Origin of the sequence: Kamptonema sp. UHCC 0994, from assembly GCF_029167235.1 — a bacterium.
GTDB lineage: Bacteria > Cyanobacteriota > Cyanobacteriia > Cyanobacteriales > Microcoleaceae > Kamptonema.
Genome location: NZ_JARFTR010000290.1, coordinates 1 through 15,737, shown reverse-complemented (window position 1 = coordinate 15,737; position 15,737 = coordinate 1). Strand labels below are relative to the sequence as shown.

Below are 15,737 nucleotides of genomic sequence, written 5' to 3'. Positions count from 1 at the left end.
TTTGAGATTTGAGATTTGAGATTGGTAATGACTGATTCTGGATGAGTGGTGTCAATATCGTGTTACAGGTAATTATCCCCGTTAAAAATCGTCCCGAAATCGTTGACTGCGTGCGATCGCTTTTGGTAATTGGTTATCCCGTGACTAAAATCATTATTTGCGATGGCGGTACCACTGAATCTAAATGTTTAATGGCTTTACAAGATTTAGCCAAATTATCACAGGTAGAGTGGTTCAAATATACTCAATCTGATTTTAATAAATCTCAGTTAATTAATCAGGGTATTCTCCAGGCTAGTAGCGACTACTTGCTGATTTCTGACGCTGACATCATCTGGAATAGACAAGGAATTTTACAACTATTATTTCCCATTTTAGAACCAATTGATCTGGAATCATTTTCTTTAAATACTCAGATACAAATTGTAAAAACTCTCCCCGAAACATCCTCTTTATCGGCTGTCAATAATTCAAAAAAGGGAATTATTTGCTATGTAAGAACTGTAGCAGAGTCTTGCCTGCAAACAACGGCTTTAAAGCGGGAACGCTATACTTACAACATCCAGAAGGGGGAACAGATTGCTACTATTAATATTGTACTGGCTAAATCTCGCAATCGCGAGCGACCTGGATGCGGTTTGCTCTGTACCCGCAAACAAACGTTATTATCATTAGGAGGATACAAGGAAAGTTTTACAGGTTGGGGATGGGAAGACCAAGATTTGCTGATTCGCGCTACTCTTTTTGGCATCAAGATATGCGCGACGGGAAATGTAATTCATCTTTCTCATAGCGATGCTGCGCGTAATCAGCACCACCAGCAATTGCCACCCACACAAACGCGAGATCGTAACATCATCTCTTGCTTGCAATCTCTCCAAAAAGGCGATATATTTGGAGACTTACGGCAACCAGCAATGCTACCTCATCCATTGTTGAAAATTACCACTAATTTTACCCCAAATTCTAGTTGTGAGTGAACTTCAGTTATCCTTAATTATTACCTACCGCCAGCGGGAAGAGCATTTGAGAACTCAACTCGCGTGGTGGAGAACTCAAGACTCGGAAAGTTTATTATCTCTTTGCGAAATCATTTTGATTGAACTCGATTGCATTCCTTCGGCTTGGATTTTACCAGAAATTACCAATCTGCCAGTCAGTTACAATTATCTGCCCATTGGGGGAGCTTTTCATAAAACCAAAGCTTTAAATTTAGGTTTATCTCTGGCGCAAGGGCAATGGGTAGCAGCTTTTGATGTTGATTATATTCCCTACGGAGATACTCTCGCTCGCCATCTAAAAATGGCTCAACTTTCAGCCCAAATGTTAGTAACTGGGTATCGAATGATGTGCGATACTCCGAACCTAGATTTTGCTCAAAATTTGGCTATAATCGAACAGTTTCAAGTTGCACCCGAAGATAGGCCCACCGCGCTATTTAAGCACTTGACGCAGCAAGAAAGATTTGGAGTTGTACCCCTCTTTCAAAGCCAACGCTTAATCGAAATCGGGGGATGGGATGAGACATTCATTGGCTGGGGAGCTGAGGATCAAGATATTATAGAACGATACTTAGGAGAGGATAGATATTTTTGTCGCTCGCCAGAATTAATCTACATCCATTTAGCGCATCCACCTGATAATAATTGGTCGGAATCTTGCTGGATTGAACAAAATCGCCAGCACTATTATACTAAACGTCAGTCGATTTGAAATTTGATATTTGAGATTGACTGCACAGATGAATCTGATAGCTGAAACTTTTACCTAAGCTTTACTCTGTTCAAGTTTCACTAATATCAAGTGGCAGAGAGATAGCCTGTTCCCAAAATTGAGGAACATTCTTCGCAGTAAAGTTGAGATAACGGCTTTCCGAGGACATGAGGTAAAGATGAGGTAAAAAAAGTTAAGAAAAGTCCGGTAGAGACTGGGTTATTTGAATCAAAACGCCAGCACCCCATCTCGGCCTTGAGCCGAGATCCTTGCAAATCCGGCAATAGAGGCTGAAAAGCCTTTCCAGCACTAGGTTTCAAAGATTTCAGGAGGAAGAAGAATGGCCCCTTCAAAAGGTTGGGGAATATTTTGTAGATTCACCACATAATCGCCATAGCGCTTGATATGTCGAGTGAGATAGGGACTTAAAGCAGCTACAAAGTGGTGATTAACTTGATAGCCTTGTGCTGTTAAGGTCTGAATAGCTAACGATATATCCACAGTATTGTGTAGGATAATGGCGCTGGATACCAATTCAAGGTACTTTAATCGCTTTTCTTGCTCGATTGGATCATTTTCAGTAATTACACCATCCTTGCCGAAAAATATCCAATCAAGAAAGTGATGATACTTCTCTACAATATTTGTAATAGCATTAATTTCAGAGCGCATCCCAGCGTTGGAAATATATTCTAATAAAAACAGGGTTCGCACAACTTTCCCTAATTCTAAAAAGGCTTGATAAAGACGGTTTTTCTTACTATAGCTGTTCAACTTACGTAAGAGCGTAGAAGGCATAACTTTCCCCGCTTTAATTGACAAAACCACTCGCATCATGTCGTACCAGTGGAGCTGAATTAAATTCCAGTTAGCGACCTCCTTAAACAAAGGGTCAATGTACTTGTAAGTAGCTGATTCACAAGGACGTAGAAAACTCAGCTCTTTCCAATTCCGAATCCGGGGCATCAATTTAATACCTAAAAGGTAAGAAAGGGCAAACACAGGACCTGATTGCCCTTGACTGTCGGCATATAAAGTATCGGGTTGAATATCAGAAATATTTTTTAATAGTCCATCTAAAATATACACAGCTTCCCAAACACCACAAGTAATAAAATGAGTAAATAAAGCAATATATTTATCAGAAACATGATGATAAGCAATTCCCCCATATCCACCATAGCGAATGTGGTATTCGCTATGTAAGTTGTTTTCATAAATTTCAAACTTACTACCATCCGCAGCAGCTTTTTTTCCCGTTCCCCAAAGAGAGGGTAAGCTGAAACGGTTGAAAGCATTGATCGTATCCCGAATCGCCGCCTCAATTTTGGGTGTGCTGATATGGCGACGATTAGTATAGGAAATCATGTGGGAGGTAACTACCCCCCTAGAATGGCGTGCTGTTTGATTAGGTCCCAGATTGCATCCATAACCAAAAGCTGTGAAAATGTAGCGTTCTGCTGACAGCTTGAACTTAGGTTCATTCCCTGACAGGGGACCAAAATGCTTTGTCCAATTCAGCCAATGCTCAACATTGCAAAGAATATCTAAAACGCTACGTTCAGGCATCAAAGAGCGAATTTGCTCCTCTAGTTGCTGGACTTCTTTAGGTTCAGGAGGAGATTTTAAGCGTTTTAATACGGGTTCGCCGTCTTGATTAATGGTGAATTGCTTTCCGTCGGCACAAATCACATCCACTTGAGTTGCTAAAAGTGCTAAACACGAACGTAAATACTCAACAAAAGCTTCTGGATTAGCAGGGAAGCCGAGTTGCGAACAATACTCCTCGACTAGGGGTTCACATTCCGGTAAAGTCAGCAATTGTTCCCGGAAATCAGCATAGCTTTCTGAACCTACCACACAAGCATCACCCGTTTTTAATTCATTGGCTAAGTAAGAAAATACACAGATCTCTAACTGTTGTCGAACTAAAACCTGAGTTCCTTCAACTTCTTTAATAACTAGACTTCGCCAGTTTTTATTAATAAAACCTAAGTTGATATTGAAAGGTAAATATTTGCCCCGCTTCCCTTCATTCTCTAAGATAAATTTCAAGGCATCAATCACGGATTCATCGGCAGAAGTTGAATGAATATCAAGACAACTTACTAAACTAAATAATCCTTTACGGCTGGGAGAATAAAATCGCCACATTAAGGGCAAATGGTTGTTGGTGTTGTAAGCAGCAATCTCTTCATACCTCAGTAGCAGGAATGCGGGCCCCCCATTTTCGTTCAAAATAGACAAAACTTGCTCACCTAAAGCCGTTAAATTATCTTGAGTGTCTTTCGAGACTGTTAAAACTTCTGCGAACATTCCCAGCAGTTCTGAGGTTTGTGTTAAATGCTTCTCTCGTAATTCTTTTAATCTTTCTTTGGCGTTGTTTTGAATCTTTAGAAGACGCTTGAGAAACATGGACACCAAATGATCGCGGGTTTTGACCTGAGCTTCATATAGCAAGCACAATAGTAATGTATGGCGTTTACAACGTTTGATATCCTGGAATTCGGATATATCTAGAGCTCTAGCGTGTGTGGCTAAATATTTCACTTTAGCTGGCACAAGACTAGACAAGAGGCGCTTAGCATCCCCTAAAGTCATCAACTGGTTAAACTTACTTTGAAGCTGTTTAATATGGGTAAGCTTGGCACTTTTGGGTGGAGATTTTAGTAAATTCAAGGTGGCTATTGATTCGGTCGTCTCTCCTAACAAGAGCTGATCTAAATAAACTTTTTCCTCCTTCAATAATCCTTGAGAAACTCGTTGGAACAATCGATGGTTGGTAATGGAGCGGACATGACTTACTAAACGGTCAAGGGCTTTGAAAGTGGGTAATTCATACCGTTCTTTCACTAACTCTTCAATAGCAATATTAATTAAATCAGCGGGATGGTCCTTGACTTCGGCAGCAGTCTTGACTGTAATAGCTACTAACTTTTGGGCGACTTTATCATAAGGTTTGACTCCTAAATATTTTCGGATAGCTTGTTGATAATTGCGCTGTTGGCGCTCACTAGAAATCGCTTTCACCCAATCCTGTAATTTTAAAGTTGCCCGAAGATGCTTAATAATAGCGAAGGGAATATTTTCTAGAGGAGTAAAATACCCTAGCCTCTGAAACGATTTCAGCATGACGAGGAAGCAAAGTAAGCCTTCATGGCTACGAACACGGGATTTTACAAATTTCAGCTCTTCTGGCGTTGGAGTATAAAGTTCAGCGAGTTCTTTAGCAGAGGGATATTGTTTAAATCTTGGGTAAGCTGTACGGTCTATTAACGTCATAAAGCTGTGTTTTCGGGGGCAGGAGAGCAACAAAACTTAGTCGCCAGAGGCAGAGTACAAATCATACTACGTCTGAGTACCCCCTTGGGCTATACAAAACCCCTCGATTTCCTCGCTTAACTCTCGCTTTGCATTAAAGAATTAAGGGCTTCCTTGGCAATGTACTCGGCGCGGGCCGAAGTCACTTTCTGATAGCGTAAGGTAGTTTGAATGTTAGTATGTCCCATCAAAGCTCTCAATTCTTCTATTCCCATTAAACCCACTCTTTCTGTGGCGAATGTATGGCGTAAATCGTGTAACCGAGTTCCCGCTAGTTCTGGAACAGAACTGATTAATAAAGCCCAGTGCTTATGGACAGTCCTATAGCTAAGCCTTGTGATTTCATCGGTAAACTGATGCTGCGCTGTAAACAAAGCTGTAATTGTAGTATTCGGTCGCTCAAATTGCCGATAATTCTGTAGAGCTTCAGCGGCATCTTGACTGTAGAAGCACCATCGAGCTTTATTTCCTTTTCCTAGTACATAAAATTTCTGGTTCTGCCAGTCTATATCAGTTACGTTGAGTGCTAAAACTTCTCCTATTCTCGCTCCACTTCGATGCAAAAGTCTTACTAGAGCGTTCATCCGCCTATCCGTGGCTATGACTTGATACAACAGTTTGATTTGTTGATTCGTTAAATAGCGGATGGTTTCATCGCTCTGATGTTCGCCTTTTTCTGGATCCGGTTTTCGTCGTCGCAATCGAGCAATGGGATTGGTTTTGATATAGCCTTGTTCGAGAGCGAAGTTAAATAAAGCTTGAATAATAGCTTGGTGTCTGTGATGAGTTGTATAGGCCAGATTTTCTAAGCTATTGAGATATTCACAAACCGTTTTACGGTCGATAATTTCTAGAGGAATTCTCCCATACTCTTGGAGAAAGGGTATCAAGGTTCCTTCATAAGAGCGAATGGTACTTTTGGCTAAACCATGTCGCTCTAAAAATTGAGTCGCAACTGTAGCTAGTGAGACAGACAATTACTTTAACGGGGATTAATAATTGACAATTTAAGTTCAACCACTTAGGGGCGATTGACCACTAATTAAATTATATTTTAGGAGCGATGATAGCACAGACTGCACTTCCTTCCCTTAACGAGTCTTTAGCCAGTTACGTGCTGCGCGTCCGTCAACAGCTCCGACTCAGTCAACAGGAAGTCTCTCAAATTGCTGGGATTCATCTGCAAAGTTTAGGCAAAATTGAGCGCGGTCTGACGAAAAGAGTCAACCAAAAGACGCTAAAAGGTCTTGCCCTGGCCTTGCAAGTCCCTTTTGAGTATCTTGATGCTTTGAGTAAGGGCATACCTGTCGCCACAACAACTGCTTTGAAATTCTGCCCCTCATGTTGGATGCCGGGAACGACACCCGACCCTATGTGGATTCATGTTCGTGCTCAGTTTTGCTGCCTGTGTGGGACTCAACTGATAAGTCGCTGTCCTAGCTGCGATGAGCCAATATCTTCTATGAAGTTTCGCTTCTGCCCTTTTTGTGGCAGTTCTTACAAAGCTCAACCTCACCTTGAGAAAAGCCACTTAAGGTGAAACCTAGAGCTGGAAAGGCTTTTCAGCCTCTATTGCCGGATTCGCAAGGATCTCGGCTCAAGGCCATCTCAAGTTTGCGGCACTAATCCAAATCGCTCAGGTGTCGGCGGCAATCTTTATCGATGTAAATTTCGTTTGCTGACGGCTGTCGCTGGGCGAAAACTGCTGGGATGCTGGCGGCTAGAATTGCTGTGATGATGGTGATGATTATGGACGATCGCATTTTCATGATTTTACCTCTTTTTTTTGTGGAATCCGTCTTTTTGAACGTAGAATGCGGCTGATTTGCTCGTTAGTCATAAAAGGAGCTGTTAGATAGGTACTTCCAAAACGACCAGTTCCTTTCTCTGAGAATCTAACTTGAGTGTCATTTGCATATTTTAAACCAGAGTTACCTAAATTCCAGTAAAACTTAATTGCTTGGCCAGATTTTACATACTTCTCTCCTAGAGCAGCGTCAATTGACTCTATTCCACCATTTAGAGGTGGGTAGCTAGATAAACCGCTCTTAAAAATATAGGCTTGAATCGCACTAAGTTTATAATTAAAGTAAACGAAACCATTCCTAAATTCTTCAGGTAAGTCGTAATCAGTACGGATTTCACGTCCTCCACCTTGTTCTACAAATTCTCTCCAAGTTATAAGCTGAGACTTGGGCTGTTGAGTAACATTTTGCTATCGCCCATTTATCACCTGAGAATTAGCGACCATCGAACGAGCAACCTCAATTAATTCATTGCGCCGAACAGTGCCAGAGTATATTTTAAAATAATTATTGTCTTGAACCCATGACACCGTATTCCAATCAGTACCTTGATAATGGTAGCCAATCTGGTTTCTAGATAGTTCAATAGCATCTGCTCCCGAACCCCGCTGTCTATCCTCTTGATAATATTTCGATGCAAGGGTACTTGAGGCAACTGAGAAACGCAAGCAAACTAGATTATATCCTCTTGTACCTCTTCCTCCCCTACTAAAGCGTGGAGGACAGTCTTTGTCTTCTAGGGCAAGATAAGCCCGCTCGCTGTTGATATCAAATGTTAATTGAGGAGACATTTTATTGGTAATAGTTCCAGGTAAACGACTGGGCAGCCGAAAGACTAAATTGCTGGGAAGTTTTTTTTTGATTTCGCCGATAATGGGTTTGAATACAGGATCTGGTTCAGCAATTGCAGGTATTGATGCACATACTCCGACTCCGACAATTATCAAAGTTACCATTAAACTCAATAGAGATTTGTTTTTCATAAGTTTTGCTGCCTCGTACCTAACACTTTGAATCTGAGATTTTTGTCAATCAGCCTCTATCGCTGAATTGGCTATCTGAATTATAGTGGATTCATCCGTTTTTAGTTGCATAGTGTATAATACTCCTTTATACATCCACTCGATTGCTGATACGCGACGTGGCATTTCAACGAAATATCCAGTTATACCTTTTGTTAAACGTACTTCTTTGTCAGCATTAGGATTGCGTATGCCGCCTCGCTTTGCCTCGAAATAACCAAAGAAGCAAGCTGTTACGCCTTGACAGTTTGGAACCCTACCTAACTGGATTTTATAGCCGTTTGTTTCACCCCGACCTTCTACATAAATGCTCTGCCCTAGCTGTGAAAAAAACTCTAACTCGCTCGGTAGCAGAATCGGAACTTTAGTTTCCCGTTGCAGTTTGGGTAAAAGGGGGCGAAACAATACAGCTACTTGCCTCGAAGAGCGTGCTTGCCCATAAAGTTGTTTTTGATTAGAAAGACTTTGTATCACCTGTTTAGATTGAGCCATAACCGATGCTGAGGCAATACCTAAGATTGCCAAGCTCATTATCATTCCCAAAAGCGATCGACATTTCATCTATCCTCTCCTTATTTTTAGTTTTTAGCCTTAATGGGAAGTTCGTTCGCCATCGAAATAGCAACATTGATTACTTGCTCTTGAGACATCGAGCGAGACATGACTCCGAAAATCATGCCGTCTTGTTCCCATATAATTTCGTGCATTTTTCCTCGGGTAGGCTGAATATAAGAACGATAGAAGCCACGAACTCCTGTTTTGAGGCTAATTGAACTCCCTTGTTGCTGATTTTCACGAAGCCTCTGGTTGGTATTTGAATTACGTCTTTCAACAAAAATACGTCCCGTATCGCATACGGCTACAAGACGTGTTTCTGGGCAATTAGATGTAACTAATACAATGGCAAAATATCCACCTTCTGGAGCGTTAGAAGGTATTATTGTTGGGCGATATCCAGGTATGCCACTTGGCGGGTTGGGAATAACAGCAGGCAATCGCATCACCATACCTCTAGGGAGTTGAGCTTGAATATCCCGAATCAGCGGTCTGAAGATAGATGCCGGTTCCGCCATTGCAAGCGGATTTATAGTTAATGCTCCAACCCCCAAAATTGCCAAGCTTGCTATTAAACTGAGTTGGGATCGACCTTTCATAAATACTCTCCTTGTTTGAATTATTCGAGCGCTATAATTTTACTGTCTTTTGGGCAAAGAAGCTGTACAGCCAGCTTCTTTAAACTGTTGAAGCAACTGGTTTCTCTTAGCTGGGGGAACGCTCCCCATTAATGAAGCAGGATTTGTCAGGGGTTTTGGCCAAGCGTATTCATTGATACCGGGTTCATTGTTGTAGACAAATACGCCTCCCAAATAATTTCCTTGATGGATGAGTATGTAGCTGTCAGTTTTGATCCTACCGTTAGATACAGTTCCTTGATCGAAGCTAAATCCTATGTTATTTTCATTGGGAATAAAACCGTCAATAATGCAAACGCGACCTTTAACACTTGATGGATAAATACTTTTTGTTTCTTCCCATGCCGTCCACTTACCTAGAAAAGGTGCTGTTGCTGGATCGATTTGCGACCAAGCTTTGACAAAGGATGTTAACTGCTGAATCTGAACGCGAGTGCGCCGATCTGTGCTATACAATCCACGACCTCCACCGGGGGGGGAAGCAGCAAAACGGCGGAATTTCTCGATTAATTCTTGCAGTTCTGCATCTGTTGGGAATCGGACAGATTGGGCAATAATGGGTAACGATGTAGCAGCTAAAATACCTAAACTAATTGTAATGGTGATTGGCAATCGAGCTTTCATCAAAATTATCCTCATTTTCTTGTTGTTTGATTATTTCAGAAGTATAAATTTACCGTCTGTTTGGTAGGGAAGTAGTACAACCAGCCTCATTAAATTGTTGAAGCATCCTCGAACTCTTCTGCGGATCTGTAATAGATGGCTGAATAAAATTCGTTAGTGGAGTTCTCCAAACATAAGCAGAGATACCTGGTCTATTGTTGATAACACTCATTACTCCTAAGTAATTACTTTCCCTGATGAAAATCCTAGAACTTTCACCGGTAAAACTTTCACCTTTAATTCTGAGTTGACCGTTAGATACAGAGCCTAAACTAAAATAACTATTGCTGGGTGTACCGCCACGGCTGGGCTGATTGAAAATGACGCAAACGCGACCTTTGGTAGTAGATGGATAAATGCTCCAATCAGGTGCTCCAGCATTCCAACTACCTAGGAAAGGTGCGATAGCTGGATCTACTTGTGACCAAGCTCTTTCAAATAACTTTACTTGGTCAAATAGTTGTTTTTGTCTTGGATGTTTAAGGTAATCACCTCCAAGGTCGGGTGAAGCACGGAACCTAGGTATATCCCGGCGGAATTCCACAATTAGTCTTTGTATTTCTGCATCAGTTGGATATCGCTCAGATTGCACTTGTGCAAAAACGGGTAAAGAGCAAGTGCCTAGAATTATCAAGTTTATTGTGAAGTTAAAAAGCGAGATCCATTTCATAAACTATATCCTCATTTCGATTATTGATTGTTGCAACCTTTATTTGACTCAGCGTATAGAAGCAGTACACCCAGCCGCCTTGAATTCTCTAACAATCTTAGAATTTTCTTGCGGGTTAGCTTTACCTAATTTTGTAGGGTCTTGAGGGAGTAGTGGAGATGTATAAATATCAGAGCCTGGTTTAGCTCTTGCTACATTATCACGATCGACAAAAGCGACCAACAAGAAAACATTGCCACTTGGATTTTTCTGGTTAATTAGTACCCTACCAGCTAACTCTCCGGTGAGACGAATATGTTGCTTGTCAATGGAGCCTATACTAAATTTGTAGCTTGGTCCAGGAGAAGCGTCAATGACGCACACGCGACCCATGACATTTGATGGATAAACGCCTATGTATCCATCATTATTGACCCACCAACCCAGAAAAGGTGCAACTGTTAGATCTACTCGCGACCAAACTTTAACAAAAGATTCTAGTGGCTGTCTTTGAGCTGCTGTGCGTGTATCCGCTTCCGTTCCACCGCAACATTCTCTTGAGTAAGCTGGCGAGGACGCTCGTTGTTGAAATTCTCTAATAATTCTCTGAATCTCTACATTTGTAGGATATCGTTGAGACTGTGCATAAACTGATAGAGAACCAGTCGCCAATACTGCACAACTTACTATTAAACTAACAAGCGATCGCTTTTTCATAATGTTTCCTTTTTTTGTATCCAATTATCTCACAAAAGCAAATGATGAAACCACTGTGTTAAATACTTTCTCTTCCACAGCACTAATTTTGTCTCCATAGTTAAAAGTAGAAATAGTAACTAGGTTTTGCTTGTCAGGGGTAAAAAAATTAGCTGACAAAGTAGTTTCTACGTTATCTGCATCTGTTTTTCCTGTCATACTAGACTTTTTAATATAAACGAAAGCTTTTTGCTTAGCAATTGTTGTCTCTCTAATATTTTCTAATCTCAGAGTAGTTGAACTAAGTTCAGGAAGAAGGCGAGTTTCAGGTGTGGCTGGTTGTACCCTTACCCACACAGGTAAAGTTTGATGACCGTAGCCACGTAACCGATTCTTTTTGCCACATTCTAATAATTTAATATCAGCAGGGTTGTATAAACTTATCATCAGAGTATCATCCTGCCTTTTTTCAGTTTGATAGTTAGTTGGAATATCAAATGAGAACCCGAATTTTTCCTCTCTAATTTTTCTAGTTTCTTTAGCTGGAGCCACGCTAGGGCCTCTTGGACATTGATTTTGTCCTTGAGCTATTTTCAACTCACTGGGAGTTCCTGCTGCTAGTAAGCTTTGGGTTTTCATTGCTAATCCGAGGCTGTGCTTTGATTCGGCTAAACAGCCTACTCCTAAAATCACCAATGTTGCTACGACGCTCAACAATCCTTTACCTTTTTTCATCATCTTTTTTGTCTCCTTTGTAGTTGATATCGCAAACACAAATTACTTGCTGTATTAAGAGCAGCCTTCAATCGCCTCAACTTCAGGAAGTTTACCAGAACGGAATCTCATCACCCGATTATTGGCAGTTTCAAAAATAATGCGGTAGTTTTTGTCAGCCGCATCTTTAGGCACGAAAGTTAGATATTTTCCATTGTAAGGTGAGCGTCCCTGGTAAGGATGTCTAGTTGCTTGAATTTGCCCCGGATATAAAGAGAAAATTCGTTCTTCAGTGTCCCCGATTCTGGCTCCTTTGATTGTAGTAATGCGATCGCCGCTAATGTCTACTCTGGCAATACGACCCTTTGTTACCATAAAGGCAATTCCTTTGGGTTCTCCTTTAGGTTCAACGTAGGAACACTGATACTCGTCCCGACCGCCACTCCCCCTTCTAGTTAATTTAATCCCAGCAGATTGTGAGGCTTCATCGACTGTCATTCCGACTCGAATCGGGCCGATGCCATTTAGTGCTAATTTCGAGTTTTCGGTGAGTTGAGATTGAGCGTTGACTGCTGTTACCCAAACTGCAAAAATGACCATTGTGCCAATTAATAAGGTGACAAATTTGGGTAAACTGTTTAACTTTCGCATTGAGTGCTATTCCTCCTCTATGTCCGTATTCAATACTTCTAATTCATTCACTTGACCGATCGTATTAAGAACAGCCTTCTATATACTCCACTTGAGGAAGTTGCCCAGACCTGAAACGTTTAACACGCCTCTCAATCCCTGTCTCAAAAATCAAACGATAGTTGCTATCCACCGTATCTCGCGGCACAAATGTCAAGTTATTTCCTCTACCGCTGAGCGGATTTTTGATAACTCTAATTTGCCCTGGATATAAAGAAAATATCTTCTCTTCAGTATCTCCAATTTTGGCTCCTTTAATTGTGCTAACCCGTTCGTTGCTAATATCGACTCTGACGATGCGACCTTTTGTCACCATAAAGCCAATTCCTTGTAGCCCGACCTGTGGCTTAAAATAGGAACAAAACTCTCCATGTGGAGGTGGAGGTGCATAACCTTTCACCAATCTCACTCCCGCCGCCTGCGATGCTTCATCAACTGTCATCCCGACTCGGATCGGCCCGATGCCATTTAGTGCTAATTTCGAGTTTTCGGTGAGTTGGGCTTGAGCATTGACTGCTGTTACCCAAACCGCAACAATGACAATTGTGCCGATTAGTAAGGTAACAAATTTAGTTAAACTGTTTAACTTTCCCATCGCTCTTGCTCCTTTATTTCTGTAAAAATTTCTCTAATTCCGCTGTACGTTTGTCTGTCTCGCTAGCAAGACAAGCATCGCGAGCACCGGAATAGGCACTACTCGTAGCATCTATTCTGAATTGGTCTTTACAACTAGCATCGCGGCGCTGAATCCAAGCTAATTGTTCGTCAATCAATTTTTCCCGCTCGCGCCGGTTCAGCTTCGATATTACTTGCTTGTAGGCTTCATTGAGTCGGCGATCTGATTCTCGATAAAGAGCCGCCGCACAATTGTTTATTTGAGCCGTGGTTTGAGGTTGGTTGCAAACACTAGGTTCGCTTGCAGAGGCAGATCGCCCTTGAGCTAAAACCACAGGAGTGCCGATCGCGAGAAACACCAAACTTAACATCAAATGAAATATCGATCGCCCTTTCATCAGTTCTTTCTCCTGATTGTAAAACAGTTAACCTTACCCATTAAATCTATTTCTAACGAATGTAACCAGTCTCTCCCAGAAACTTTCGCAGTTCAGTAAAAAATTTACTGCGATCGCTCTCTTGGTAAACTTCCTGCACCCGCCTCCATCCATCTTCACCTTCATCCAAGGAATATTTATCAGCCAAATAAGCAGCTAAGATAGCTTTACCTCCCTCAAAATGATTTTTAGTTTTGGTGTACTCTTGCCATAGTTGATAAGCATGGTTTTTAACTTGTTGCGGATAGCGCCGCGTAGCATCTATCATTTTTCCCTGACGGTACTGCCAAATTTGCAAGGGATAACGAGAGCCGGCATAAGATGAAAATTTATATGAAAAGCGATCGTCGTGAGTGACAAATTCTACATTCCCATCTTTATCTAAATCCTCAATTTTCGGACCGCGACCGTTTCCCCAATAATGAACGATCGCCGTATATTTTTGAGTTGCATTATCGTAGCGGTAAATCAGAAATGACGTACAGCAGTGAGCACCGCCAGAATATATATCTAATATGATTTCCGGTTCGTTGTCTTTATCTAAGTCCCGAACTTGAAGGTCAGATAACCGACAATAGCCCACTTCTTTTGTCGGTATGTTTTGATTGAAAACTGTTTGACCGCCCCGGAGCAATCTCAGTTGCGGGTTTTGCGAACAAAGTCTGCTAATGGGTTCAAATGACACGGATGCTTTCACATTCCCAGATTCGGCTGTCTTAGTTTCAGCTTTGGCTGCTCATTCTAAGAAACAGAAAGCAGCACCTAAAATTGCCCAACTCGTTATCAAGCCAAAAATCGATCGCGCTTTCATATTTACCTCAGTTTTTTTGTTTTATCGCTCTTTCAGAGTGCAGAATGCGACTGATTTGCTGATTAGTCATAAAAGGGGCTACCAAACAACTAAGCCTTAAGCATCCTGTGCCTGGTTGCTCCAAAAATCTAACTTCAGTATCTTTTCCATGAAGTCGAGAAGAAACAGCACCCCCTCCCCAATAAAATCTGATTGCTTTGCCAGAGTTTACATACCTATCTGCCACAGCATAATCAATTTCTCCTATTCCACTTTTGATTGGTGGATAGCTAGATAAACCTTGTTTGAGGATATAAGCTGTAGTATTATCGGCTCCTGGATTGATGTAAACATAGCCATTTCTAAACTCGGGCGGTAGGTCGTAATCGTAATTGACAAAACGCCTGCCACCCCGTTCTACAAATTCCCTCCAAGTGATAAGTTGAGATTTTGGCTGTTGAGCAACCTGATAAAGCGATCGTTCCTGCAATATCTGTTGGTTTGTCAAGGGAACTCGCCCTTGTGCCAAAACTGATACCGAAGCAGTACCCAACACTGCCAACCACACTATCAAGTTCAAAATCGAGATCCGTTCCACACTTTTTCCTCTCTGTTTGCTCCAATGCCTTGTTTCACACCCAAGCACCTTACCGCACCACAACTGCTGCAACACCCAGAACCCTCTACCTATTTCTCTGCCTCAACCTGCTACTTTTATGCAAAATATCGATTATTGTTACAAAACTTTACAGAGAGTAGCGAAGTTTGGGATGATGTGGTCGATCGCAAGCTGGGTGACAGTGACCGATTCTGTGAGTTAAGGAGGGCTCGTTACTCCCTGTCTTCCCGGCCCCTCACCGTCATACTTGGAAAGGTGCGATTCGTTTAACCTAAAGTAAGGATCAAACCCTTACGGGACGGTTAGCCTAGCTGCTCAGGCAGTTGGTGATAACTGATTACATTTGAAGGTGAACCGCCGTGCGGTAAGTCCTTCCCTCCAAGTGCAGGAGTGAAAGCATATCCCCTAGTTTATTAGGTAGCAACTAATAAGTTAAAGCGGGGATAAAAGGCGGAACTATCGGGAGTCAACCCAGGTAAAACGCCAAGCAAGAGTCCATGCGTAGCGAAAGCAAAGATGTGTCTGAACCATCGTTAGCATTGAATGGTGTAACTGACTGAATCAAGAATAAACCCGCTGAAAAAGTACGGTAAAGACTTGATAAACACCAAGCCAAAAGGCAAGGCTAGGGCATAAGCGGTTCTTTCCCCGACTTATAAGCACCGCCCGTACACCCGGTGGAGAGCATCACAGCTAAAGACTCAACTAATGTGTAATCGGAACGAAGTAATCCCCTAATACTTCTGGGTACTAGAAATAGGTCGATATCCAGTAAGTAGCTAACGAATAGTATTCGGGGACGGGATTGTA

The 15,737-nt window shown here is 41.8% G+C and carries 20 protein-coding genes; 3 read left to right on the top strand and 17 right to left on the bottom strand.

Going from position 1 to position 15,737, the window contains the following annotated elements; all coding sequences use genetic code 11:
* Positions 1-41: 41 nt before the first annotated feature.
* Entirely contained in the window at positions 42-980 is a 939-nt protein-coding gene (locus PY364_RS26065) for a glycosyltransferase family 2 protein (protein ID WP_275570620.1), read from the top strand.
* Positions 973-1,713 carry a glycosyltransferase family 2 protein gene (locus tag PY364_RS26060; protein ID WP_275570619.1) on the top strand — a complete coding sequence of 247 codons (741 nt, stop codon included), beginning with the start codon at positions 973-975 and terminating at the stop codon, positions 1,711-1,713. Before PY364_RS26065 ends, PY364_RS26060 begins: the two co-directional genes overlap by 8 nt.
* A gap of 86 nt (positions 1,714-1,799) precedes the next feature.
* Here PY364_RS26060 and PY364_RS26055 read toward each other — a convergent pair whose 3' ends face one another.
* The 3 genes from PY364_RS26055 to PY364_RS26045 form a co-directional block, all read right to left on the bottom strand.
* A complete protein-coding gene (locus PY364_RS26055; protein ID WP_275570618.1) occupies positions 1,800-2,033 on the bottom strand; it encodes a hypothetical protein in 234 nt (77 codons plus the stop codon).
* Positions 2,023-4,995, bottom strand: a complete 2,973-nt coding sequence (locus PY364_RS26050; protein ID WP_275570617.1) for a Tn3 family transposase — start codon at positions 4,993-4,995, stop codon at positions 2,023-2,025. The genes PY364_RS26055 and PY364_RS26050 overlap by 11 nt, the downstream gene beginning before the upstream one ends.
* Before the next feature lie 116 nt (positions 4,996-5,111).
* On the bottom strand, positions 5,112-6,011 hold the full coding sequence (locus PY364_RS26045) for a tyrosine-type recombinase/integrase (RefSeq protein ID WP_275570616.1): 900 nt from the start codon (positions 6,009-6,011) through the stop codon (positions 5,112-5,114).
* A gap of 86 nt (positions 6,012-6,097) precedes the next feature.
* Here PY364_RS26045 and PY364_RS26040 point away from each other — a divergent pair, with 86 nt between their 5' ends.
* Positions 6,098-6,574 carry a helix-turn-helix domain-containing protein gene (locus tag PY364_RS26040; RefSeq protein ID WP_275570615.1) on the top strand — a complete coding sequence of 159 codons (477 nt, stop codon included), beginning with the start codon at positions 6,098-6,100 and terminating at the stop codon, positions 6,572-6,574.
* Positions 6,575-6,656: 82 nt separating this feature from the next.
* On the opposite strand, the gene PY364_RS26035 is transcribed toward PY364_RS26040, so the two are convergent.
* The 14 genes from PY364_RS26035 to PY364_RS25970 all read right to left on the bottom strand — a co-directional run.
* Positions 6,657-6,803 (bottom strand): hypothetical protein, encoded by a 147-nt coding sequence (locus tag PY364_RS26035; protein ID WP_275570614.1) that lies wholly within the window; start codon positions 6,801-6,803, stop codon positions 6,657-6,659.
* A 446-nt stretch (positions 6,804-7,249) separates the two neighbouring features.
* Positions 7,250-7,822, bottom strand: coding sequence for a hypothetical protein (locus PY364_RS26030; RefSeq protein WP_275570613.1), 573 nt, complete (start codon positions 7,820-7,822; stop codon positions 7,250-7,252).
* Between the two features lie 45 nt (positions 7,823-7,867).
* Positions 7,868-8,422, bottom strand: coding sequence for a hypothetical protein (locus PY364_RS26025; protein WP_275570612.1), 555 nt, complete (start codon positions 8,420-8,422; stop codon positions 7,868-7,870).
* 17 nt (positions 8,423-8,439) lie between these two features.
* Positions 8,440-9,015, bottom strand: a complete 576-nt coding sequence (locus PY364_RS26020) for a hypothetical protein (protein WP_275570611.1) — start codon at positions 9,013-9,015, stop codon at positions 8,440-8,442.
* A gap of 39 nt (positions 9,016-9,054) precedes the next feature.
* Positions 9,055-9,678, bottom strand: a complete 624-nt coding sequence (locus PY364_RS26015) for a hypothetical protein (protein WP_275570610.1) — start codon at positions 9,676-9,678, stop codon at positions 9,055-9,057.
* Positions 9,679-9,727: 49 nt separating this feature from the next.
* On the bottom strand, positions 9,728-10,387 hold the full coding sequence (locus PY364_RS26010; RefSeq protein ID WP_275570609.1) for a hypothetical protein: 660 nt from the start codon (positions 10,385-10,387) through the stop codon (positions 9,728-9,730).
* 48 nt (positions 10,388-10,435) lie between these two features.
* Positions 10,436-11,083, bottom strand: coding sequence for a hypothetical protein (locus PY364_RS26005; protein WP_275570608.1), 648 nt, complete (start codon positions 11,081-11,083; stop codon positions 10,436-10,438).
* A 24-nt stretch (positions 11,084-11,107) separates the two neighbouring features.
* Positions 11,108-11,800, bottom strand: coding sequence for a hypothetical protein (locus tag PY364_RS26000; protein ID WP_275570607.1), 693 nt, complete (start codon positions 11,798-11,800; stop codon positions 11,108-11,110).
* A 51-nt stretch (positions 11,801-11,851) separates the two neighbouring features.
* Entirely contained in the window at positions 11,852-12,427 is a 576-nt protein-coding gene (locus PY364_RS25995) for a hypothetical protein (RefSeq protein WP_275570606.1), read from the bottom strand.
* Between the two features lie 64 nt (positions 12,428-12,491).
* Complete coding sequence (locus tag PY364_RS25990) at positions 12,492-13,061, bottom strand: hypothetical protein (RefSeq protein ID WP_275570605.1); 570 nt, start codon at positions 13,059-13,061, stop codon at positions 12,492-12,494.
* Between the two features lie 13 nt (positions 13,062-13,074).
* Positions 13,075-13,479 (bottom strand): lysozyme inhibitor LprI family protein, encoded by a 405-nt coding sequence (locus tag PY364_RS25985; protein WP_275570604.1) that lies wholly within the window; start codon positions 13,477-13,479, stop codon positions 13,075-13,077.
* A gap of 52 nt (positions 13,480-13,531) precedes the next feature.
* The gene (locus PY364_RS25980) at positions 13,532-14,203 is read right to left on the bottom strand and encodes a hypothetical protein (protein ID WP_275570603.1); all 672 of its coding nucleotides are present in this window, start codon (positions 14,201-14,203) and stop codon (positions 13,532-13,534) included.
* A 133-nt stretch (positions 14,204-14,336) separates the two neighbouring features.
* The gene (locus PY364_RS25975; protein ID WP_275570602.1) at positions 14,337-14,906 is read right to left on the bottom strand and encodes a hypothetical protein; all 570 of its coding nucleotides are present in this window, start codon (positions 14,904-14,906) and stop codon (positions 14,337-14,339) included.
* A 646-nt stretch (positions 14,907-15,552) separates the two neighbouring features.
* Positions 15,553-15,737 (bottom strand): hypothetical protein (locus PY364_RS25970; RefSeq protein WP_275570601.1); only part of this gene is annotated, 185 nt, incomplete at its 5' end.